This window comes from Microbacterium sp. NPDC058062, from assembly GCF_042885375.1.
Lineage (GTDB): Bacteria > Actinomycetota > Actinomycetes > Actinomycetales > Microbacteriaceae > Microbacterium > Microbacterium trichothecenolyticum_C.
In genome coordinates this window covers 608,486-628,395 of record NZ_JBHVSC010000001.1, presented here as the reverse complement: position 1 = coordinate 628,395, position 19,910 = coordinate 608,486, and the positions used below count along the sequence as shown (strand labels likewise).

Genomic DNA, 19,910 nt, shown 5'->3' with positions numbered 1-19,910 from the left:
GCCCGATCCCGAGCTCAGAGGTGCGCCGTGAAGAAGGCGGCGACGTCGTCGGCCTCCTTGCTCACGTACTGATAGCCCTCGTAGCGACCCGTCGACGGATACCGCAGGACGCCGAGCGAGTGCGGCGTGACCGAGGAGAACCCCTCCACGATGCCCATCTCGCCCCACGGGTCACCCGTGCCCTGGACGTACTGCACGACGGTGTCGCCCAGCTCCCGTGCCGGAATCGCCGGGTCGTGGCGGCTGGGCAGCGGCGCGCGCAGGAACACGTAGACGAGGTCGGTGCTCGCCGCCGCGGCCGGTCCGAGCGGACCCAGCACGTCGCGCGCGAAGTTGCGGTTGAAGACCGGCAGCCGGGTGGGCTGCACCGCGAGCAGCGCCTTGACCGGCGGGCCGCCGGGGATCGCATACATCACGGTGTTCGCGCCGGCGGAGGTGCCGAGCGCGCCGATGCGGGCGGCGTCGACGTCGTGGCGGCCGCGCAGATAGTGGACGGCTCCGTTGAAGTCGCGCGCCTCCCAGCGCCCCATGGTGAGTGGCGGGCGCTTGCCGCTCTCACCGTGGTTCGACAGGTCGAAGAGCAGCACATGGATGCCCGCGTCGTGCAGCGCCTTCGTCGCGGGGAGGAAGTCGACGTCCCGGTCGACGAAGGGCACACGGCCCGCCGCGTTCCCGGTGCGATTCCAGAGCCAGCCGTGGACGAAGACGACGGCAGGCCCCGCCGGAGCGCCGGAGGGGACGAACCAGCCCTTCAGGTCGATGCCGTCGGTCGCGGTGAACGAGACGTCTTCGGCGTCGAGGCCGACGTCGGCGGGCGTGCGCGTGATCGGCTGGCGGTCCCCCCACACCATGAGCTGTGTGAGGTGCATGAGCTTGCGCAGCCCGCGCTCGCGCGTCACGTCCGCCATGTCAGCCCGCGACGGGGACGTGCTGGCGGAAGTTCACCCGCAGTCCGCTTGCGGGCAGCGGGAACAGCTCGTTGGTGAGCGTGAGGTCCTGCTCCGGGATCGACCATTCCGCTGTGCGGAGCAGGAGCGTCAGGTACATCTTGACCGCGACCGTCACGATGTTCTCGCCCGGGCAGCGGTGGTGCGTGCTCTGGCCGTCGCCGTGCGGGACGTAGCTTCCCGGGGGCAGCGCGGCCTCGGCCTTCGCCTCGAAGCGGTCGGGGTCGAAGCGGCCGGGGTCGGGGAAGACGTCGGGGTTGCGCATGTTGATGTGGATGCCGCCCATCGCGCCCCACCCCTTCGGGATGCGGAAGCCTCCGACCACCATGTCGGCCTGCACCCGGCCGAAGAAGGTCGCCGAGTTCATGGCGAAGTACCGGCGCACCTCCTTGGAGATCTGCTCGAGGTACTCCATGCGCTCGATCTGCTCCATGGTGATCGGTCCGTCCGGAGAGACCGCGAGAACCTCCGCGCGGGCGCGCTCCATGACGTCGGGGTGCTGCCCGACGATCATCGTGGTGAGCGTGAGCGGCACGAAATAGCCGCCCTGGCCCGCGAAGATCAGGTGACGGATGTCGCCGCGGAGCGCCTCGACCGGCACGTCGGCGTCGTTCGCGGCGACGATCATGCGAGAGACGATGTCGTCGTAGCCGCCCTGCTGGTGCTTCGCGAGGGCGTCGCCGATGATCTCGTCCATGCGCCGCCGACCTGCGATCGCCTTGCCGTACTTCGTGCCGGGGATCGGCACCGGCAGCGTCATGAACGCATCGCGCATGTTGGCGAGGTGGTGGTCGAGTTCTGCCGCGTGCTCCTCGCTGCGGTCGCCGGTGTACAGCGCTCCGGTGAGCCGTGCCGCGAACCGCTGCAGGTCCGCCCGCAGGTCGTGGCCGGTGCCGCTCTTCAGCCACGGATCGATGCTGCGCTCGAGGAGTTCCTGCATCGTGGGCAGGTACGACGCGATCGCGGACCGATAGCCGACCGCGCGCAGCATGACGGCCTTGCGCGTGTGGTGCTCGACGCCGTCGATCAGCGCGAGCGAGTTCATGAAGATCTGCTCGGCCGAGATCGGGTCCGCGTCACCGCGCACGATCCGCTCGTCCATCGCGAAGGTGTGGAACGCCTCGTGCCCCGAGAAGATCACGAAGCTGTTGCCGAACAGCCGCGTTCTGAAGATCGGTCCGTACTTCTCGATGCGGTCCTGGTAGAACCGGTGGTTGTTGCGCAGGATCGACAGGGTCTCGCCCAGCCAGGGCAGCCCGAACCGTCCGGGGGGCAGGGGCTTCTGCGCAGCCTTCGGCTTCGCCATCGTCACGTCGCCTTCTTCTTCGGCAGGAGCTTCATCGTCCATCCGAACCAGCGCGAGGAGCGGAACACCCAGTTGATCATCTGCTGGTTCCACTCGTGGAGCCAGTACTCCTTGATCAGGTGGTTCTCATCGAGGATGAAGATGCCGGTGGCGCGCCCGTGGAGGGTCTTGACCGGCATCCGGATCTCGTACTTCAGGATGACGGTGGTGAACGTCTCGCCCGCGGTGATGTCGAGCACCTCGCCGACGAACATGCCGTCCTTGATGAACTGCGTGAGCCGCGTGTACAGCCCCACGATGTCGTCGGTCGTCCGGTAGTCGCCCGACATGTGGTTCTGACCCGGATAGTGGATGACGGCGTCGGGTGCGAGCAGCCGCCGGAACGCCGGCATGTCGGCGGCCATCAGCACGTCCCAGTAGGTGCGGATCAGGGTGAACCGCGCCTCGCGGTCCGCCTCGGTGACGGTCATGACACTCCCCTCATCCCGCGGCGCTCGCCGCGGCTGGTGCCGTGCTGGTGGCGCGTGCGGCTGTGGAGCCGACGACGTTCCACGGGGCGAATGCGTTCTTGACGCCGTCGAGCGACGGCGCGAGCTGCGGGTAGTGGCGGAGCAGCACCGAGGCCATCGTGTTGTCGGCGATCCACTGCATCCCCGTCTTCGTGTAGTACTCCTCGGTGTAGCAGTCGGTGATGAACCGGTCGCTCTTGAGCCGGCGGCTGGCCATGAGGATGAACACGCGGAACGCGGTGTCGCTGAACCCGAATCCCGGCGGAGGCGTCTCGGCGTGCATGCCCACCTGCAGATCGACCTTCTCGACGTCGCCGTACATGGCCTCGAGCTCCCGAGCCCACGTCGGGTTGTCGGTGAGCTCATCGAACGTCGCCGCGGGCTTCAGGTGCAGCTGACGGCGGAACTCGTTGTACCTCGGGACGCCGCGTTCGCGATCACGCATGACGTCGAGGGCGGCGAGGTCGAGGCGCAGCCCGTCGGGCAGCGTGATGTCCTGCATCCAGCGCGGGAAGTTGTGGAGCTGGACCGCCCCCGGATGCTGCACCCCGAACGAGTACCAGAGGTCCTGGACCTTCGCGCCCGAGGTGAGCACGCGGTGGGCGTTGAGCAGGATGATCTCCTGAAACTCCATGCTGTCGACCAGCGAGCCGTCGTCGAGCGAGTGGACCTCGAGGGTGTCGGGCAGAAGCGGGTGGAGGCGGTACACCGCCGCGAACTCCTCGGTCAGCTGATACGGCGAGCCGTGGTGGTCGAACGCGGATCCCGGAATGCCGCTGATGACGTCGCTCTTGCTCAGGCGGCCGAACATGCGGTGGAGCTTCTCCTCCGCGAGCCCCCACCAGTTCGCCCGCATGGCGACCTTGAGCACGGGGTGCGCGATGATCGCGGGCGTCCACTCCACCGTGTGGATCTTGGCGAGGAGCGCCGAGACCACCAGCTGCGCGGTGCCGAAGAGCTCGTCCTCGGTCATGCCCGGGTAGTCCTTCTTCAGCCGATCGCAGATCGCGTTGTGCTCGAGGGTGAACAGCGTGTGCAGGAGGCCGAGGCCCACCCACCAGTTCTCGCTGAACCCGGTCAGCGCAACCCCGGTGGCGGGGTCGAGCGGCAGGTTCCCGTCCTTGAGGACGAGCTTTCCGTCCACGTGGCTGCGCACCTGCTCGCGCCGCTCGGGAGTGCTGCCGTAGATCGACGACGCGTCCCACCAGTGGGAGTTGTTGTTGATGAATGTCGGAGGCAGGTCCCGGTCGGCGTCCGTGCGGGTGTCGTCCGCCTTCGTGCGCGGGATCCGCATCGGCTGCTCGAACCAGTCGTCGCCGTCGGCGACGTCGATCTCGATGACGTCGGCGGGCTCCCTGCCGTGCGCGAACCAGTCGTGCGTCTGGAACTGGATCCAGGCAGCGGCGAGGAGGTTGATCGAGGTCGCCGGGGTGAACGTCTCGCGGCGCATCAGCTTCCGGCTCACCTCCCGTGGGTTCGGTGTCATGAGGTCGTCGCCCTCGGCGGGCCAGGCGTGCGCCAGCGGCACGTTGCGCGCGAACCGCGTGCCCGCCTTGCCCATGTCGGGATCGGCCAGATCGTTGAACGAGCCGTCGGCGGTGCGGAACCGCCGACGCTCCTCGCCGGCCGTGGCCGGGGTGACGCCGGGTGCACGGCCGGCTCCGCCCGGCGTGCGGGTGTCGACGAGGTTGTCCTCCCGCAGCTCGTCGCGCAGCGCGATCAGGTTGAGCAGGCCCAGAAGGAAGGGAAGCCGATACCACGGCCTCGTGCGATTGATCCGTGCGTAGAAGCGTCTGAGCACCTTGGGTCTCCTCGTAGCCGGCGGTTAACGCGGGAGGGCAGGTCCGTGGATCTGCCCGAATCATAGTGAAGAGAGCACGCACGGGCCATCCTTCGTACATGCGCTGCGCAGATCTTTCGGAAGTCCTGCTCCGCAGCATGACTCGGGGCGTGAGGCATCCGTTGCGGCGCCGTCGTCGGGATCACTAGTTTGAGTGCCGAGGGGGTGGTTCCGGGGCGACGTATCTTCTGCGGCGCGCGGGACTCCTCCGGTGTACGACCGTCTCCACCGAGTGTGTCGCCGAGCCCCGCAGAGAGGGAGTCGATGATCCGTACGCAACACGAGAACGACCAGAGGCACGCCGAGCTCCGTACGGAGGTGGCTTGACATGCCCGCGGCCGAACACGTCGACGCGGTGGTGGTGGGCTCCGGATTCGGGGCATCGGTCAGCGCCTACCGACTGGCCGAAGCGGGCCGCTCCGTCGTGCTGCTCGAGCGGGGACGCGCCTATCCGCCGGGGAGCTTCGCGCGCAATCCGTACGAGATGAGCCGGGCGTTCTGGGAGCCGAAGGACGAACTGCTGGGCCTCTTCGATGTGCGCTCGTTCCGCAAGCTCGAGGGCATCGTGTCGGCCGGCCTCGGCGGCGGATCGCTCATCTACGCCAACGTGCTCCTGCGCAAGGACGAGCGCTGGTTCGTCCACGATTCGCCGCTTCCCGGCGGCGGGTACGAGCACTGGCCGATCGGCCGCACCGACCTCGACCGGCACTATGACGCCGTCGAGGCGATGATGACGCCGGTGCCCAACCCGTATCCCGATCTCCCCAAGGCGCGGGCGCTGCGCGACGCCGCCGAGACCTTGGGACTGCACGCCTTCTCTCCCCCGCTCGCGGTGTCGTTCTCGTCGAGGCCCGGAGCCGAGGCGATCCCGAAGCAGGTGATCGATGTCCCCTCGTACGGCAACCTGCACAACGCGACGCGATTGACGTGCCGGCTGTGCGGCGAGTGCGACATCGGCTGCAACGAGGGGTCGAAGAACACTCTCGACCACAACTACCTCTCCGCCGCGGCCGCGCACGGCGCCGAGCTGCGCACCCTGTGCGAGGTGTACGGCGTCACGCCGCTGGACGGCGGCGGGTACGAAGTGCGCTACGTGCGGTACGGCGAGCCTGACGCGAGCGGCCGTCACGAGCGCACGCATCTGCGCATCACCTGCGACCAGCTGTTCCTCGGCGCGGGCACGTTCGGCACCACCGCGCTGCTGCTGCGCAACAGGGTGGCGCTGCCTGCCCTCGGGCGCGCGCTCGGAACGCGCTTCAGCGGCAACGGCGACCTGCTCACCTTCTGCTTCGGCGCGCAGTCCAGGACCGAGGCCGGGCATACGAGGATGATCGACCCGGCGTACGGGCCGGTGATCACGACCGCGATCCGCAAGCCGGATGGGCTGGACGAGGAGGGGCAAGGTCGCGGGTACTACGTCCAGGAGGCCGGCTTCCCCGAGTTCACCAGCTGGCTGGTCGAGACGGCCCAGGTCACGGCGTCGATGCGCCGCGCTGCCGGCGTCGTCTCGCAGATGGTCGCGCATCGGCTGACGAACAAGAACGAGTCCACCATCTCGGCCGAGGTCGCCAAGCTCGTCGGCCAGGGGCGGCTGACCTCCAGCTCTCTGCCCTTGCTCGGCATGGGCCGCGACACGCCCGACGGACGCATCACGCTCGTCGACGGCGAGATCGACGTGGAGTGGACCACCGCGACCAGCAAGGCGTACTTCGATGCCATGCGGGAGACCATGCAGGGCATCACCGAGTCGCTCGGCGGCAAGTTCCGCGACAACCCGCTCTGGTGGACGAAACGCGTCGTGACCGTCCACCCGCTGGGCGGCACGCCGATGGGCCGCGCTCCCCAGGAGGGCGTCGTCGACAGCTGGGGCGAGTCGTTCGGCCACGCCGGGCTGTTCGTCGTGGACGGCTCCGCCGTGCCCGGCCCCGTCGGGCCCAACCCCTCGCTCACGATCGCCGCGATGGCCGACCGCGCCCTCGAGCACGCCCTCGAGAAGCCGAAGCCCCGACGTCGGCGCGCTGCGGCGGACTCGGCTCCCGCGCCGGTCGTCGAGGCGCCCGCGGACCCGGTCGCCGGCCGTGGCATGGAGTTCACCGAGAAGATGAAGGGCCACCTGGCTTTGGGCGAGACCGATCCGCTCGCCGGCTGGGAGCTCGGACGCCAGCTCGCGCAGCGATTCATGTTCCAGCTCACGATCACCGCGCCGGATGTCGAGCGCTTCGCGGCCGGTGAGGATCACACCGCGATCGCCGAAGGGTACGTCGACTGCGACCTGCTCGGCGGACGGCTGCCCGTGCAGCGCGGATGGGCCAACCTGTTCGTGACGGCGGAGGCCGCCCTCACCCGCGAGATGCGCTACCGGCTCTGGTTCAGCGACCTGTCCGGCCAGCCGCTCACGATGTACGGCTTCAAGACCGTCCGCAACGACCGCGGGTTCGACATGTGGACCGACACCTCCACGCTGTACATCACCCTCATGCGCGGGCACGTCCCGCCGGGCGAGAACGGCGCGCAGGATGCTCCGGCCGACGTGATCGGCGCCGGCATCCTGCGCATCCTGCCGCTCGATTTCGCGCGTCAGCTGACGACCTTCCGCGGGTCGGGATCGGGTCCGCTCGGCTCGATCGCACGCTTCGGGGCGTTCTTCGCCGGTTCGATGAAGGACGTGTACCTGCGTCCAGGACCGCCCGCACCCGGGACTGTTCCGGCCGCGGTCTCGTCGGCGTCGTCGCCGGAGGACGGATCGTGAGGGCGACAGCGCGTTTCCGGCATCACGACGAGGTGCACTTCATCGACGCGGGCGACGGCGTGGCGATCACCCTCATCAGGGTGCGCACCGACACCGGGCCCACGAAGGGGCCGGTGCTGCTGCTGCACGGCGTCGCGATGCGCGCCGAGTCGTTCCGCCCTCCGGTCGCCCGCACGCTCGTCGACGCGCTTCTCGATGACGGCTGGGACGTGTGGATGCTCAACTGGCGCGGCTCGACCGATCTCGACCCGCGGCCGTGGACGCTCGACGACGTCGCGCTGCACGACGTCCCCTCCGCGGTCCGCCACGTGCTCGCGGAGACGGGCGCCTCGTCGCTGCGGGCGGTGGCCCACTGCCAGGGATCGACCGCGCTCAGCATGGCGGCGGTCAGCGGACTCGTGCCCGAGGTCGACGTGATCGTGTCGAACGGCGTCTCGCTGCATCCGGTGATGCCGACCTTCGCGCGGGTGAAGCTGCATGCGCTCCGCCCCCTGGTCCAGCGCACGCAGTCGTACGTGGACGTCCCCTGGCGCGACGGACCCGAGGGTGCGCTTCCTCGAGTGACCCGCAACGCCGTGCGCATGTGGCACGCCGAGTGCGGCAACGCGAGCTGCAACATGGCGAGCTTCGCGCTCGGATCAGGACACCCCGCGCTGTGGCGGCATGCGAATCTGGATGCCGCGACCCACGACTGGGTGGCGACCGAGTTCGGCCGCATTCCCATGAGCTTCTACGCGCAGCTCGCGGCGTCCGACCGCGCCGGGCAGGTCGTGCCGATCCGCGCCAAGGGCGGACTCCCCGTCAGGTTCACTGCCACGGCTCCCCGGACAGAGGCCCGTTTCGCGCTGTTCACGGGAGCGGAGAATCGCGCGTTCCTTCCCGAGAGCCAGCGGAAGACCCACGCCTACCTCGAGCGGCACCAGCCGGGCCGGCACTCGCTCACCGTGCTCCGCGGATACGGCCACGCCGACGTCTTCCTGGGCGCGCGTGCTCACATCGACGTGTACCCGCGGGTCCTCGCCGAGCTGAACGCGTGAGCGGCGCGGTCAGAGGTGCTTGAGCGCCTCACGGCGTGACAGCGGGCTCAGCGCGTGCCCGTCGACGTACTGCCGGACCCATTCCGGCGCGACGCGGGCGTATTCGCGCAGCGCCCATCCGATCGCCTTGCGGAGGAAGAACTCGGGGTCGGCGAGGTTCGGCTCGATCGTGTCGGCCAGCAGATCCGGATCGACGCGGTCACCTCGGCCCGTAGCCGGCGGCGTCCCACAGCTCGAGTGCCGTCGCGCGCAGGGTCGCAGCATCCATCCCCTTCGCCGCCCGCTTCGCGACGAGCCGCGCGTCGGGGACGCGGACGCCGAGGAACGGCATGGCCGACTTCATGTACGCCTGCTGTCCCGGCGCGCGCTCCGGGTCGGCGACGGTCCGCAGCTCGGCGCGGATGCGGGCGGCGAGATCGTCGGTCACGCCGACCACGGTAGCGCGGCCCGTCCGCGTAGCCTCAAGCCGTGCGACGACACCGTCTGGATTCCGCGGCGATCGCGTCGGTCGGTTACGACGCCGACACGGCCGTGCTCGAGCTCGAATTCACGTCGGGCGACGTGTACCGCTACTTCGCGGTGCCGCCGTCGGTGCACCGGGCGCTGCGCGACGCCGACAGCGCCGGCAGGTTCTTCCGGGAGCGGATCAGGGACGTCTACCCGTCGGAGCTCATCCGCTGAACCGCCGTGAACGGCAAAACCCCCGCCGAAGCGGGGGTTTCAGGTGGTGCGCGATACTGGGATCGAAACTGTATCAGCGTCACTGTCCAAGACCCGCCGAGACTGGCGTATCTGAGCGGTTTTGCCGCGATTTTACGCGATGCAATGACCGTATGTGCTAGCGTCACTGTTTGTCAAGACTGGGCAGGAGTCAGCACGAGATATTGCCCGGTATTGCCCAAATGGGGAGGTTTCTGGGATGGCAACACGAAAGCGTCGGGAATCGTTCGGAGCGATCCGCAAGCGCTCCTCGGGCCGGTATCAGGCCTCATACGTCGGGCACGATGGCAAGCGGTACAACGCCCCGCACACGTTCGACACGATGACGGACGCCCGCGCCTGGCTCGCCGTCCAGAAGGTCGCCCTCGACTCGGGGGAATGGCAGCCTCACGTGGCATCTGCGGAAGCTGCGGCGAAGAAGGGAAGAGCCGGCACGTTCGCTGAGTACGCGGAACAGTGGATCTCGACGCGCACGAATCGTCACGGCGATCATCTGCGCCCGCGGACCGCCGCAGAGTACCGCCGACTCGTCGCCGGCCCCCTCGCTGAGTTCGGCGACGGCCGTATGACCGCGGTTTCGCCCGACGCAGTCCGCAGCTGGTACTCCGGACTCGTCAAATCTGGCACGAAGACTCAGGCAGCCCGTGCCTACGAGTTGCTCAAAGCGATCATGACCACGGCTGTGCAGGACGGTCGCATCAAGACGAATCCGTGCCAGATCAAGGGCGCGGCTTCCGCAGCGACCGGCAAGACCGTGATTCCACCGACTGCCGCAGAACTGCAGAAGATCGTGGAGGCGATTACGCCTCGATACCGGGCCGCCGTGATCCTCGCTGCATGGGCGGGCGTCCGATACGGGGAGCTCACAGAACTCCGGCGCAAGGACATCGAGCTAGTCCGGGAGCGTGACCGACTCGAGGTGATCGTCGTCAACGTAGCCCGCGCGGTTACCCACGTTTCGGGGGAAGGGTTCATCGTCGGCGCGACGAAGTCTGAAGCAGGTGTGCGGGCGATCGTACTTCCTCCACACGTCAACTCGATCATCGAGGCGCACCTACGGGAGCATGTCGACCGCTTCCCTAACTCGCTTCTCTTCCCGGCAGCGGATGGCTCAACGCACCTGGCCGAGTCATCCTTCTATAAGCACTGGAACCCTGCGAGGATCGCCGCGAATCGCCCCGACATGCCGTGGCATGCGCTTCGTCACTACGGTGCTACGCGCGCCGCGCTGGCAGGCGCGACACTGAAAGAACTACAGGCGAGGCTGGGGCATTCGACGGTTGCGGCTGCGATGAGGTATCAGCACACGGCAGGGCGTGACGAGGAGCTGGCGCGTCGAATGTCCGATCTCGCGTAGTTCGACGTCGTCATCAACGACGTCGCGAGCCACATCGGTCGCGTGCTCGGCAAGATCGACATCAAGATGCGCGAGGTCATCGACTACATGGAGTACATCGCCGACTACATCAAGATCCTTCCCCGCATCAACAAGCGCGCAGGGGTTCAAGATCGGCGACATTACGGGGGGATCAGGCCCCTCACTCCCCCTCGATCTCGCTACGGAGCGTTGCTTGCGAGTGGTGGCAGGCCTCGGTTAATCTTGACGAGCAGGGGTGGTCAGAGCCCCTCAGGGCCGAGAAATCTCGGACCCCGCTGGAATCATCAACTTCGGAGGCAATCGAGCAGACCTAGAAGCTTGGGACACCCGTCCCAGCTCTCGCGTAAGCGAGTAGGTCCGCTCTTGACTACGGAGGATCCCAGTTATGCCCGACGGCTCTATCACCGAGCACAACCCCACCGAGTGGGGATCAATCGCCGATTACGGCGCAAAGTACGGCCTGTCTGATTCAACCGTGCGCCGCATGATCTCGGCGGGTGAACTCGCGGCCCGTCGCTTCGGCCGTCAGATTCGCATTGACCTGAACCAGAACGGCCGTCCCGTTACGTTCCTGGGCGGTGGTGCCCATTGAGTGGCACGGTCGCATTGACTGGTAGTACTTCAGTCGAGCAACTGATCCGCTACGCGGCCTACCGATTCGAGTCTGCCGGCGTCGAGTTCCGTCCGCCACGCATGACAAGGCTCATCCGCCGCGTAGGCGTTTCGGTCGCCCGAGATGCGATCGACGCATATCTAGTCCGTTCCATCGACGCAGAACACGAACGCCGCGAGCGGGACCGCACGTGGGACGGATTCGAGACCTACGCTGCACGCGCATGGGGGCAGTACAAAGACCCGACACCAGCGATCGCCCACCGGAACCTGCACGTTGAGGGTTGGTACGCCCGAAGCGCTGGTAGGAGCAGAGCCTGACCGGGCCCGCTGAGCCGCGCGATCAAAGCCGTCCGAATGGGCGGCTTTCGTCGTATCCAGGGCCGGACCGAGAACAGCTACTCGAGGCGTTCGACCGGGGGTGGCAAGCCGGCATCGAGTACGCGACCAACCCGATGTTCGGGCCCGTTGCGATGGCCGCTATCGACCGCCACATCGTCGAAGTCCGCCAGGCCCGTTTGGAGGCCAACGAACGGCTCCGGCGACTCGACGCGGCCCAGGCGCACGGCATCGAGGCCTACGACGCCGAACGTGCGAGACAGGGACTCATCCCCTATCAGCGCAATCTTCCAACTTCACAATCAGGACGGAGCGTCGCTTGACGAACCCCGATACCTTCTGGTCGGAACGACCGATCCTCACACACATCTATCAGTACGCCCAAGCTCGACGCGTCTCGCCGTGGGCCACCTTCGGTGGCGTTCTCACGCGCGTCATCGCAGCCACCGAGCCACGCATTCAACTCCCTGCGATCGTCGGGGGGCCGGGAAGTCTAAACCTGTTTGTCGGCATCGTGGGACGCAGCGGACAGGGCAAGGGAGCATCGCAGGCGGCAGCGGCTTCGTGCATCACGATCTCGGGCGGCGCGATCTTCGACACCATTACGGTCGGCTCAGGTGAGGGACTCGCAGCGTCCTACGTCCAGCGGGTCAAGGACGATGACGGGAACCTGACGGTCGAGCAGCATTCGGAATCGGCGCTGTTCGACGTCGCAGAGGTCGACACGCTGTCAGCTCTAGCCGGACGCCAGGGATCAACACTGCTGTCAGAGCTTCGCAAGGTTTGGTCGGGTGAGCGGCTCGGCTTTCAGAACCGGGACCAGGCCCGCAGTCTCCCCGTGGAGAGCCACACATACCGTGCAGCTCTCGTCGTCGGGGTTCAGCCGACCCGATCCGGTGCACTCCTGGACGACGCGGACGGCGGCACCCCGCAGCGCTTCATCTGGCTGCCGGCCACAGATGACCATGCCCCCGATCGGGCACCGCTCGCACCGCCCCCGCTCATGTGGCACGCGCCTGGCGAGAGCATCATCCCGACCATCGACGGCCGGCGCACCATCACCGTGTGCGACTCGGCGTGGAACATCATCGACCGGGCACGCGTCGCGCGACTGCGTGGCGACGGGGACGCGCTGGATGGACACGCACTGTTCTCGCGACTGAAGCTCGCCGCGGCCCTTGCGATCCTCGACGGCCGCGGTGACGTCACGGATGATGACTGGCGGATGGGCGGCGCTGTCATGGATGTTTCAGACAGGACACGTGCATGGTGTCGGGAAGCGATCAGACAGCAATCGATCGACACCAACCGTGCTCGCGCTGAGGCACGCGCGGAGTCGAACGTGACCGCAGCCGACCATGCCGAGATCGTCGCCATCAACCGCGCCAAGGATCGGATCGTTAGCAAGCTCGGCACTGACTGGGTAGGCGGCGCATCGCTCCGGAAGAGCCTCACGCAGTCCCTTCGCGCGCACTTTGAAGCGGCCCTCGACGAGCTAGCCGAGGAACAGGTCATCGAGATCTCTCGCGATCAATCTGGCACACGAGCACGCCTCACCGGCTCGCGAGTGGCAAATTCGTCACCCCCACTCATCACCCCCGATAATCCGCGTGATTCCGCGGCTCGGAAGGGTGACACCCAAGGGGTGGCGTCTCCGTCACCCCGCCACACGCTTGTCACCCCCGAGGAGGTGCCCGCATGATCCGCCACGTGGAGAAGCAGCGCCACGGCGCATACGTCCGCATCGTGATCGACCGTATCGACGGTATCGAAGCCACACCGAAGCAACTCGAGGCGTTCGAGCAACTAGTCAACACCGCTGGCGGGCTGGGCAACGGATTCATGAACTCTGCCACCGCACAGGTCGCATGGTTCCCGCGCCAGAACCTCAGCGCGGTCCTCGCAGAACTAGACCGGATCGACGAGGAGATTGCATGGTGACCCGCTCCCCCGCACCGAAGCCAACCGAGTACGCGGCCATGGTCTCCGCGTGGGACCAGCCCGAGGAGTTCGCACGGCTCTGCGCCGAGTACTACCGCGAGGTCGCCGCTGAACGCGCGGCCGAAGCTCGCGACATCACCGAACCCATCCACACGAAGGAGAACGAATGACCACCACCACTCTTGACCGGACTGACCCGAACGGCCCCATCGGCGCACTCGACAGCGCCCACCTGAGGCGACCGATGTGGGCACAGAGCGAAAGCCCGCGCGTACGTGACGGCGAACGCACCTGGGTATACGTCACCAAGTTCGTGGGCCCCGCCGAGAACCTCGCGATCGCAACCCTGATCGCCGATGGTTGGCAGGTCTCCATCCACCCCAAGGGAGACGGCGTTCGTCTCGGCTTCCGCCGCGCAGGAGAGGGGGCGCGCCGATGACCACGGACGACACCACACCCGGCGCGGCCGGAATCGCAGAAGCCGAGAAACGCTTCGGTGCTGGACGAAACCAGCCCGGCATCGTCCCGACCAACCTCGAGCCCGGCGACCCCGGATACGACGGCGTAGCAGCCGCACAACGCATCCTCGCCAGCCGCACCCTCCCCACCTGGAGCAACTGACCCATGACAGCGACCACCACCATCCCCGAAGCCGCAGACATCCACAAGCTGGCACTCGCCGCGATTCCCGGACACGCCACCCGGAAGGAACGGCTCGCCCGGATCGACCGCTTCAACACTGACCGCATGAGGGAACTCAACCAGCAGATCCCTCTACGCATGGCAGCACTGCAAGACGCGATCCTCGCGGTCGCTGACGGAGACGACGTCGACGTCCACGCAATCGCCGCCGACATCAGCGACATGGAGGCAGAGAAGACCATCGAAGCCATGGTGATCGCCGCCGCGGACACCGCACGCTCCCGCCTCCGACAGGAGACCCGAGACATCGACGAGAGAGGGAAGGACGCCGCTCTCGCATGGCTTGACGCAGTGATCCGGGCAGTAGCGGCCGAGGTCCGCGAGCTCGATGCCAAGCTCGGTTCCATCGGGTCCTGGGCATCCGCCTCACGCGGCACCCCGACGCAGCTCCTCGCATGGCAGCGGCTCGACCGACTTGTCGAGACTATCGACGCCATCCGTCACGCACAGATCGCGGTCGTCACCGGTACGGACGCCGGCGGCCCCGCGACGGTCGGCAAGATCCATCAGGTGGGATTCCTCGCCGACCAGGTCGACCACGATCGGTTCTGGATTCGCCGACGCATCACCGTCGCCAACACCGCCCCGGTCGGTAAGCACGGCGCCTATGTCGCATGGCTGAACCCGTGGCAGTCCCCTGATGAGGTGAACGCACAGGCACCCCTCGAGCCGCTCACCGAGAGCTGGTGGCCCGATGACGACAAGCACGCCTACCTGCGATGGGCGGCAACCAACGCCACACTCTGGGTCCCGTCGATCAGCCAGGCGAACGATGCGCTCGATGCGGCGATGAAAGCCATGCAGCCGACCGGCCTCGCAGCAGCGCACGAGTACTTCCGGGTCACGGGAACCAAGCCAGTCAGGCCGCTCCCCGACCTTCCGCCTCAGTCGCAGAGCGTGACGGGTATGTCGTGGAAGACCCTGCAGCGATCTGACCGACTCCCCGAGCGACAGTTCGGCTAGGTAACCGACACACGGGTGAGGGAGCAGCGTGCACTGACCACGCCTCCCTCACCCCTCGTCACCACCCCAGGGGGATCACCCCTAGACCCCCTCTCCGCTCGGCCCGCTGGTGAGGTCTCTCCGGGGTGCGTGCTTCTCCGAACTCGCTGGTTGCAGCGGCTTCAACCCGAAAGGAAACCCATGACGAACGATGCCAACGACAAAGATGACGAGATCCCCGACCCACCCGAAGGGCTCCGCGATCGCGGTCGCGCGTTCTGGAACGAGATGCAGGAACTGGGCACTTGGGACGAGGCCGAGACTCTCGCGATCGAGGAAGCCTGCCGATGCTTGGATGCGATTGCCGAGCTGTCGGTTGCCGTAGACCGTGACGGACACACCGTTTCCGGTAGTCGCGGCCAGATCGTTGTCCATCCAGGCGTGCAGGAAATTCGACTCCAGCAGACGACGATGGCGCGACTTCTGGGATTGGTGCGCATGCCGCTCAGCGATGAAGAGCAAGCCGAGTTTGAGGCGTGGAAGACCAAACGCGCGAAGGCTGGCGCTGCAGCGAGGCACCGCTAATGGGTGTTCGACGCAAGCGCTCCCGAGACGGCTCTCCAATCCCCGCAGCCGCTCAGCCCCGACCTCGACGGCGCTCCGAGGTGTTCAACGAACAGAACCTTCTGCGGGCAGTGCCACCTGAACAACACGGAGAGCGCCTTCGCGAGTTCTACCGCGACAACCCCGACTACCCATCCCCGCCAGACCGGTGCGGATGCGACCGGTGCATGGGTGCCGCTCAACCGGCCGCTGACCGATGACGAGTGGGCTTCATCGAGAGCGCAGAGCGGCGCGCGCTGGCGTGGGCCCGAACAACCCTAGAGAGGAATTGCACGTGAGCATTGAACAGTTTCGTCCGGGTAAGGCGGAAACGGATGCGCTTCTCGAATGGACCGAGGCGTCGGGGCTGAGCGAGATTATGGGATCTCTGCTGACCACCGTGGGATCGTCGATGACGCCCAAGGAACGTATGGCGTGGTCAATTGTGGAGGCGATCGCCAATCACAGTCTGCAGGCCCCGCAGGATCGGGAACTGGATATCCCTGAGTTGCTGCGCGGGGTCGGATTCTTCCGAGCCAACGACGAGCTCGGGATTCTGAACGGCGTGGATACGGTGCTTCGGGTGATCAGCTTTGCTGACACGCGACCGCGGGAACCTGTCACGCTGTTCCGTGCAGCAGCCCCGGGCCGCGAGCGGCGTATGCATTGGTCGTCGCAGTTGACCGTCGTGATTGATTACGCACAGAACAAGCTTCCGCTGAGCGCAGGGACCCCGAATCTGTACAGTTGCCAGGTTCCGGGTGACAGTGTCCTCGCGATCCTCCCCCACGATGAGTGGATCGTGGACACCGATGGCCTCGAGATCGTCGACCACGGCCCCGTGCAGGGGACGTGGCGATCCGTGCAACCGGAGCACGTCACCGTGTTCGGGAGATGACCCGGGTGGCCGAAGAGCGCGCTGAAGAGCGTGCGGGCGAGTTGATCCAGGAGTGGCTTGCCCCGAACGATGGCCTATCCCCGGCCGAACGGCTCGGAGAAGGATGGTGGCGAACGGAGTTCCAGACAGTCGGATACATCGAAGCCATCGTCCGACAACTCCCCAATCCTGCCGCACCTCCCGAGATCACCGTCACGCTCGGATCCACGACCCCCGACTACTCGGGAACCATCTATCGGGTGCAGGATCCGCGTATCGAACCTCGCTGGTCGTGGTGGGACAGTCTCGACTGGGCTGAGCAGCATCTGATGCTGCGCCCGGACCTCGAGTGCAGCATCGTGCAGGCGCTCAGCCTCGAACGCGTCCATGCCACGATCCGCCACGAGAAGATCTCCCTCCGAGGAATCGTGGAGGCCGGGCCGGTCGAGGTCGTGGCTGAGGCGAACGACTGGGAGGAGGCGTTCGCGGGCACGCTAGCGCGGCAGCAGCGATACGCGATCTGGAGTCAGCTCGAGGGCGGCGGATACGTCCTTCCCGGATACACGCCCTAAAGCCCCCGCGCGGTGGGTCGGATCCTCCCCGGCCCGCGAGCACCCCGGCTACCCCACGTGAACAGCGCGCACCCGCTCGGCCAGTCGCCGCCCGCGGGTGCGCGCTGGCGTCATACGCACGACTCACAAGAACGAACAAGAAAAGGAACTACATGGCAATCAACGAGAACGTCAACCCGGGGCAGGGTGGTCACTCCCAGCACCACCGAGACCTCGCCTCCAAGAGCAACGAGCACGATGAGATCATTACCAACGGGCGTCTGTCTGAACCCGAGCTAAACGCCACGATAGATGGAGCAGTCGAGGTCGCGGTTCCCCCGCTGGTGGAGGATGCGCTGGCGTCGTCCAGTACGGTGCAGGACGCGGTCGATGCCGCAGCTGCTGGGCTGGATTTCGTGGTCAAGACGGACCCGGCGATCCCGGAGGTTCGCGCGGAGTTCAACACGAGCGACTGGGTCGGGATGGACCGCGACGCGACGGGCCGGGTGTTCCAGGCGCTCGGCGCGGATGGTCGGCGCATCATTCCTGGTGGCATCGAGCTTGGAACCAGCGGCATCCGTGTGCAGGAGATCACCTCCGACGAGTTCGGTTGGGCGGCGACCTTCGACCCGGCCACCCGTCGCGCCGGCCAGCTCGTGCAGGATCGCAACGGGCTGGTCCCGCAGGCCGTGCTCAATGAGTGGGCCGGACGGATGGCCGCCACCCCGGCCGCCTACCCCATCGACATCGTGGTGGTCGCCGGTCAGTCCAACGCCACCGAGCGATCAAGCCTCCCCGAGACCGTCTCGGACGTCGACTCTCGCGTGTTGCAGTGGGACGCAACCCTTGGCGCCTACAGCACCGTCGCCGCAGCCGCGGTCCCGTGGATCGGCAACGAGTTCGCGCGTGAGTATGTCCAGCGTGTACCCGGTCGGCGGGTGCTGATCGTTCCGACCGCGATGGGCTCCACTGGCTTCACCGAGACCAGCAATGAGGGTCAGACGTGGTCCTGGTCGCGCACCAACACGACCGCGAACGTGAACCTCTACAACCGGATGATCTCGCGCACCCAGGCCGCTCTCGCGGCGGCGGGTGTCGGCGCACGGATCGTGGCGGTGCTGTGGTCCCAGGGCGAATCGGACCGCGGCGCGATGACGCAGTCGCAGTACGCGACTGCGCTTGACGACCTGATCGCTCAGGCGCGTATCGATCTGGGCGACTCCAAGCTGCCGTTCATCATCGGCTCGATGACCCCGGAGACCATCTGGGACGGCGGCGCGGGCACCATCGCGATCAACGCCGCGCTACTGGATACCCCGCGCCGTGTGCAGCGCACGTCCTACGTGTGGGGGCCACCCAACATGCAGGAGTACCTCAACTCTCGCATCCACTGGTCACCACAGGGGCAGGCCCAGCGAGCCCGCGTCATGGCCGCCAGCGGCCTCCTGCGCGCCCGCCTCAACGTCGCCACCTCTACGCCCGTGCCGCCCCAGAACGTGCGCGTGAGCCGCTCGGGCACCGCCGTCAGCATCGAGTGGGACGCGCCGCCCTGCCGGGTGACCGCGTACGCGGTCGAGGTGTCCACCAACTCGGGATCGTCGTGGACATCGCTGACGCTCGACGGCCCGATCATCACTCTGGCCGCGACCACCGCGACCGCCACCGACCCGGTGTGGGTCCGTGCCCGTACTACCAACGAAGTCGGCACGTCCGACTGGACTCGAGAGGTTCGCGTCTGATGCTCATCACCACTTCACCCTTCACGCTCAACAACGCAGCGCTGCCGATCGTTCACCACTCGGCAGGCGTCGTCGGCTACACGCACCGCTGGACGCCGTACGAGATCCTGCCCGCGGTCGACGCGGCCTGCCTCAGTTGGACCGACTACGTCGGCGGTCTCGCTCTCTCTGCCACCAACGGACCCACGGTCAAAGCCCTCGCAGACGGGCGGAAGTACCTCCAGCACGACGGCGGCAACGACACGATCCGGTCGACGTCGGTGCCGTCAGGTGACGTGGCGACCGTCATCATGGTCGCGCGCGGACGGGCGACCGACACGGGAACGACGATCTACGCATCCGGCACCGGAGTGTCGATCAACCGAAACGGGACCACCGGCACGGTCATCAACCCGGGAGCGGCCGTCAACAACCCGACGAAGCTCGACAACACGTGGCGACTGGTCGCGGCGGTCGCGACTGCCAGCGACGCCCGCCTCATCATCGACGGCGTCAAGGCCACGGCGACCGCGGCCGGCATCTGGGGCACTGCCCTCCGCTTGGGCGCGAACGGAACCCCGGCGAACTTCTCCATGCTCGACGTGGCTGAGGTCATCACCTACCCGACCGCCCTCAGCGACGCCGACATCGCCCTGGTGCGAACGGCCATGATCGCGGCATATCCCGCACTGCTGACCTAACTATCGAACGCAGCTTGCATCGAACGCCCCGCGTCTCACCTTCGGGTGGGACGCGGGGCGTCTCTGCGTTTCGCCCTCCGACCTGCCGATATGCTCACGCCCATGGGGAATGAGCAACTGATCACACCACTGGACATCGCGCAGTCGATCATCGCTGAGATCCAGACCAATGGTCAGCGGCGGACGTATCAGAGTCGAGTCGTCCGGCGCATCCGCGAAGAGTTCGGCGAGGAATGGTCGTACAAGAATCACAACGGCAACTGGGCGATCGACCGCAAAGTCCTGACCGCGCTCGGGCCACTGAAGAGCGAGCACGTGATCTGGGACAGGTCTGATCAAAGCTGGAGGATCGTCACAGACGAACAGCTCACGATGCTCCGTGAGCGAGAAGAGCGCCGGCGGAAGCTCCGCGAAGAGCGCGCAGCCCGCAAGGCGTAA

23 protein-coding genes are annotated in these 19,910 nt (G+C 67.0%); 17 read left to right on the top strand and 6 right to left on the bottom strand.

Going from position 1 to position 19,910, the window contains the following annotated elements; genetic code table 11:
- Positions 1–14 precede the first annotated feature (14 nt).
- From ACFVSU_RS02725 to ACFVSU_RS02710, 4 genes are read right to left on the bottom strand one after another with little or no spacing between them, the layout of a single operon-like run.
- Positions 15–908 carry an alpha/beta hydrolase gene (locus ACFVSU_RS02725; protein WP_387137669.1) on the bottom strand — a complete coding sequence of 298 codons (894 nt, stop codon included), beginning with the start codon at positions 906–908 and terminating at the stop codon, positions 15–17.
- A gap of 1 nt (position 909) precedes the next feature.
- Positions 910–2,253 (bottom strand): cytochrome P450, encoded by a 1,344-nt coding sequence (locus ACFVSU_RS02720; protein WP_387137666.1) that lies wholly within the window; start codon positions 2,251–2,253, stop codon positions 910–912.
- Positions 2,254–2,255: 2 nt separating this feature from the next.
- Entirely contained in the window at positions 2,256–2,723 is a 468-nt protein-coding gene (locus tag ACFVSU_RS02715; protein ID WP_310290855.1) for a nuclear transport factor 2 family protein, read from the bottom strand.
- 10 nt (positions 2,724–2,733) lie between these two features.
- Positions 2,734–4,563 (bottom strand): peroxidase family protein, encoded by a 1,830-nt coding sequence (locus ACFVSU_RS02710; RefSeq protein ID WP_387137663.1) that lies wholly within the window; start codon positions 4,561–4,563, stop codon positions 2,734–2,736.
- Positions 4,564–4,930: 367 nt separating this feature from the next.
- Between ACFVSU_RS02710 and ACFVSU_RS02705 the strand changes: the two genes are divergently transcribed.
- Positions 4,931–7,351: a GMC oxidoreductase gene (locus ACFVSU_RS02705; RefSeq protein WP_387137660.1), complete on the top strand. Its 2,421-nt coding sequence runs from the start codon at positions 4,931–4,933 to the stop codon at positions 7,349–7,351.
- Positions 7,348–8,388: an alpha/beta fold hydrolase gene (locus ACFVSU_RS02700; protein WP_387137657.1), complete on the top strand. Its 1,041-nt coding sequence runs from the start codon at positions 7,348–7,350 to the stop codon at positions 8,386–8,388. Before ACFVSU_RS02705 ends, ACFVSU_RS02700 begins: the two co-directional genes overlap by 4 nt.
- 9 nt (positions 8,389–8,397) lie before the next feature.
- Here ACFVSU_RS02700 and ACFVSU_RS02695 read toward each other — a convergent pair whose 3' ends face one another.
- Both ACFVSU_RS02695 and ACFVSU_RS02690 read right to left on the bottom strand, forming a co-directional pair.
- Positions 8,398–8,652, bottom strand: coding sequence for a DNA alkylation repair protein (locus ACFVSU_RS02695; protein WP_387137654.1), 255 nt, complete (start codon positions 8,650–8,652; stop codon positions 8,398–8,400).
- Positions 8,588–8,815: a DNA alkylation repair protein gene (locus tag ACFVSU_RS02690; protein WP_387137651.1), complete on the bottom strand. Its 228-nt coding sequence runs from the start codon at positions 8,813–8,815 to the stop codon at positions 8,588–8,590. Before ACFVSU_RS02690 ends, ACFVSU_RS02695 begins: the two co-directional genes overlap by 65 nt.
- 41 nt (positions 8,816–8,856) lie before the next feature.
- Between ACFVSU_RS02690 and ACFVSU_RS02685 the strand changes: the two genes are divergently transcribed.
- From ACFVSU_RS02685 to ACFVSU_RS02615, 15 genes are all read left to right on the top strand, one after another.
- A complete protein-coding gene (locus tag ACFVSU_RS02685) occupies positions 8,857–9,069 on the top strand; it encodes a KTSC domain-containing protein (RefSeq protein WP_387137648.1) in 213 nt (70 codons plus the stop codon).
- A 238-nt stretch (positions 9,070–9,307) separates the two neighbouring features.
- Complete coding sequence (locus ACFVSU_RS02680) at positions 9,308–10,465, top strand: tyrosine-type recombinase/integrase (protein ID WP_387137645.1); 1,158 nt, start codon at positions 9,308–9,310, stop codon at positions 10,463–10,465.
- A gap of 406 nt (positions 10,466–10,871) precedes the next feature.
- A complete protein-coding gene (locus tag ACFVSU_RS02675) occupies positions 10,872–11,078 on the top strand; it encodes a helix-turn-helix domain-containing protein (protein WP_387137642.1) in 207 nt (68 codons plus the stop codon).
- 678 nt (positions 11,079–11,756) lie between these two features.
- A complete protein-coding gene (locus ACFVSU_RS02670) occupies positions 11,757–13,139 on the top strand; it encodes a hypothetical protein (RefSeq protein ID WP_387137639.1) in 1,383 nt (460 codons plus the stop codon).
- The gene (locus ACFVSU_RS02665; RefSeq protein ID WP_387137636.1) at positions 13,136–13,378 is read left to right on the top strand and encodes a hypothetical protein; all 243 of its coding nucleotides are present in this window, start codon (positions 13,136–13,138) and stop codon (positions 13,376–13,378) included. The genes ACFVSU_RS02670 and ACFVSU_RS02665 overlap by 4 nt, the downstream gene beginning before the upstream one ends.
- Entirely contained in the window at positions 13,372–13,548 is a 177-nt protein-coding gene (locus ACFVSU_RS02660) for a hypothetical protein (RefSeq protein ID WP_387137633.1), read from the top strand. The genes ACFVSU_RS02665 and ACFVSU_RS02660 overlap by 7 nt, the downstream gene beginning before the upstream one ends.
- On the top strand, positions 13,545–13,817 hold the full coding sequence (locus ACFVSU_RS02655) for a hypothetical protein (protein ID WP_387137631.1): 273 nt from the start codon (positions 13,545–13,547) through the stop codon (positions 13,815–13,817). The genes ACFVSU_RS02660 and ACFVSU_RS02655 overlap by 4 nt, the downstream gene beginning before the upstream one ends.
- Entirely contained in the window at positions 13,814–13,999 is a 186-nt protein-coding gene (locus tag ACFVSU_RS02650; RefSeq protein WP_387137628.1) for a hypothetical protein, read from the top strand. Before ACFVSU_RS02655 ends, ACFVSU_RS02650 begins: the two co-directional genes overlap by 4 nt.
- Positions 14,000–14,002: 3 nt before the next feature.
- A complete protein-coding gene (locus ACFVSU_RS02645) occupies positions 14,003–15,043 on the top strand; it encodes a hypothetical protein (RefSeq protein WP_387137625.1) in 1,041 nt (346 codons plus the stop codon).
- 180 nt (positions 15,044–15,223) lie between these two features.
- The gene (locus ACFVSU_RS02640) at positions 15,224–15,607 is read left to right on the top strand and encodes a P27 family phage terminase small subunit (protein ID WP_387137622.1); all 384 of its coding nucleotides are present in this window, start codon (positions 15,224–15,226) and stop codon (positions 15,605–15,607) included.
- 313 nt (positions 15,608–15,920) lie between these two features.
- Positions 15,921–16,523 carry a hypothetical protein gene (locus ACFVSU_RS02635; RefSeq protein ID WP_387137619.1) on the top strand — a complete coding sequence of 201 codons (603 nt, stop codon included), beginning with the start codon at positions 15,921–15,923 and terminating at the stop codon, positions 16,521–16,523.
- A gap of 308 nt (positions 16,524–16,831) precedes the next feature.
- A complete protein-coding gene (locus ACFVSU_RS02630) occupies positions 16,832–17,074 on the top strand; it encodes a hypothetical protein (RefSeq protein WP_387137616.1) in 243 nt (80 codons plus the stop codon).
- Positions 17,075–17,226: 152 nt separating this feature from the next.
- Positions 17,227–18,792, top strand: a complete 1,566-nt coding sequence (locus ACFVSU_RS02625; RefSeq protein WP_387137613.1) for a sialate O-acetylesterase — start codon at positions 17,227–17,229, stop codon at positions 18,790–18,792.
- The gene (locus tag ACFVSU_RS02620) at positions 18,792–19,472 is read left to right on the top strand and encodes a hypothetical protein (protein WP_387137610.1); all 681 of its coding nucleotides are present in this window, start codon (positions 18,792–18,794) and stop codon (positions 19,470–19,472) included. Before ACFVSU_RS02625 ends, ACFVSU_RS02620 begins: the two co-directional genes overlap by 1 nt.
- A gap of 102 nt (positions 19,473–19,574) precedes the next feature.
- Positions 19,575–19,910, top strand: coding sequence for a DUF6953 family protein (locus ACFVSU_RS02615; protein WP_387137607.1), 336 nt, complete (start codon positions 19,575–19,577; stop codon positions 19,908–19,910).

Bases quoted from the DNA above. Each gene is read 5' to 3' on its own strand.
- ACFVSU_RS02725 (WP_387137669.1), bottom strand. From the start codon at position 908: ATGGCGGACGTGACGCGCGAGCGCGGGCTGCGCAAGCTCATGCACCTC.
- ACFVSU_RS02720 (WP_387137666.1), bottom strand. From the start codon at position 2,253: ATGGCGAAGCCGAAGGCTGCGCAGAAGCCCCTGCCCCCCGGACGGTTC.
- ACFVSU_RS02715 (WP_310290855.1), bottom strand. From the start codon at position 2,723: ATGACCGTCACCGAGGCGGACCGCGAGGCGCGGTTCACCCTGATCCGC.
- ACFVSU_RS02705 (WP_387137660.1), top strand. From the start codon at position 4,931: ATGCCCGCGGCCGAACACGTCGACGCGGTGGTGGTGGGCTCCGGATTC.
- ACFVSU_RS02695 (WP_387137654.1), bottom strand. From the start codon at position 8,652: ATGCTGCGACCCTGCGCGCGACGGCACTCGAGCTGTGGGACGCCGCCG.
- ACFVSU_RS02680 (WP_387137645.1), top strand. From the start codon at position 9,308: ATGGCAACACGAAAGCGTCGGGAATCGTTCGGAGCGATCCGCAAGCGC.
- ACFVSU_RS02675 (WP_387137642.1), top strand. From the start codon at position 10,872: ATGCCCGACGGCTCTATCACCGAGCACAACCCCACCGAGTGGGGATCA.
- ACFVSU_RS02665 (WP_387137636.1), top strand. From the start codon at position 13,136: ATGATCCGCCACGTGGAGAAGCAGCGCCACGGCGCATACGTCCGCATC.
- ACFVSU_RS02660 (WP_387137633.1), top strand. From the start codon at position 13,372: ATGGTGACCCGCTCCCCCGCACCGAAGCCAACCGAGTACGCGGCCATG.
- ACFVSU_RS02655 (WP_387137631.1), top strand. From the start codon at position 13,545: ATGACCACCACCACTCTTGACCGGACTGACCCGAACGGCCCCATCGGC.
- ACFVSU_RS02650 (WP_387137628.1), top strand. From the start codon at position 13,814: ATGACCACGGACGACACCACACCCGGCGCGGCCGGAATCGCAGAAGCC.
- ACFVSU_RS02645 (WP_387137625.1), top strand. From the start codon at position 14,003: ATGACAGCGACCACCACCATCCCCGAAGCCGCAGACATCCACAAGCTG.
- ACFVSU_RS02640 (WP_387137622.1), top strand. From the start codon at position 15,224: ATGACGAACGATGCCAACGACAAAGATGACGAGATCCCCGACCCACCC.
- ACFVSU_RS02630 (WP_387137616.1), top strand. From the start codon at position 16,832: ATGCTGCGCCCGGACCTCGAGTGCAGCATCGTGCAGGCGCTCAGCCTC.
- ACFVSU_RS02625 (WP_387137613.1), top strand. From the start codon at position 17,227: ATGGCAATCAACGAGAACGTCAACCCGGGGCAGGGTGGTCACTCCCAG.
- ACFVSU_RS02620 (WP_387137610.1), top strand. From the start codon at position 18,792: ATGCTCATCACCACTTCACCCTTCACGCTCAACAACGCAGCGCTGCCG.
- ACFVSU_RS02615 (WP_387137607.1), top strand. From the start codon at position 19,575: ATGGGGAATGAGCAACTGATCACACCACTGGACATCGCGCAGTCGATC.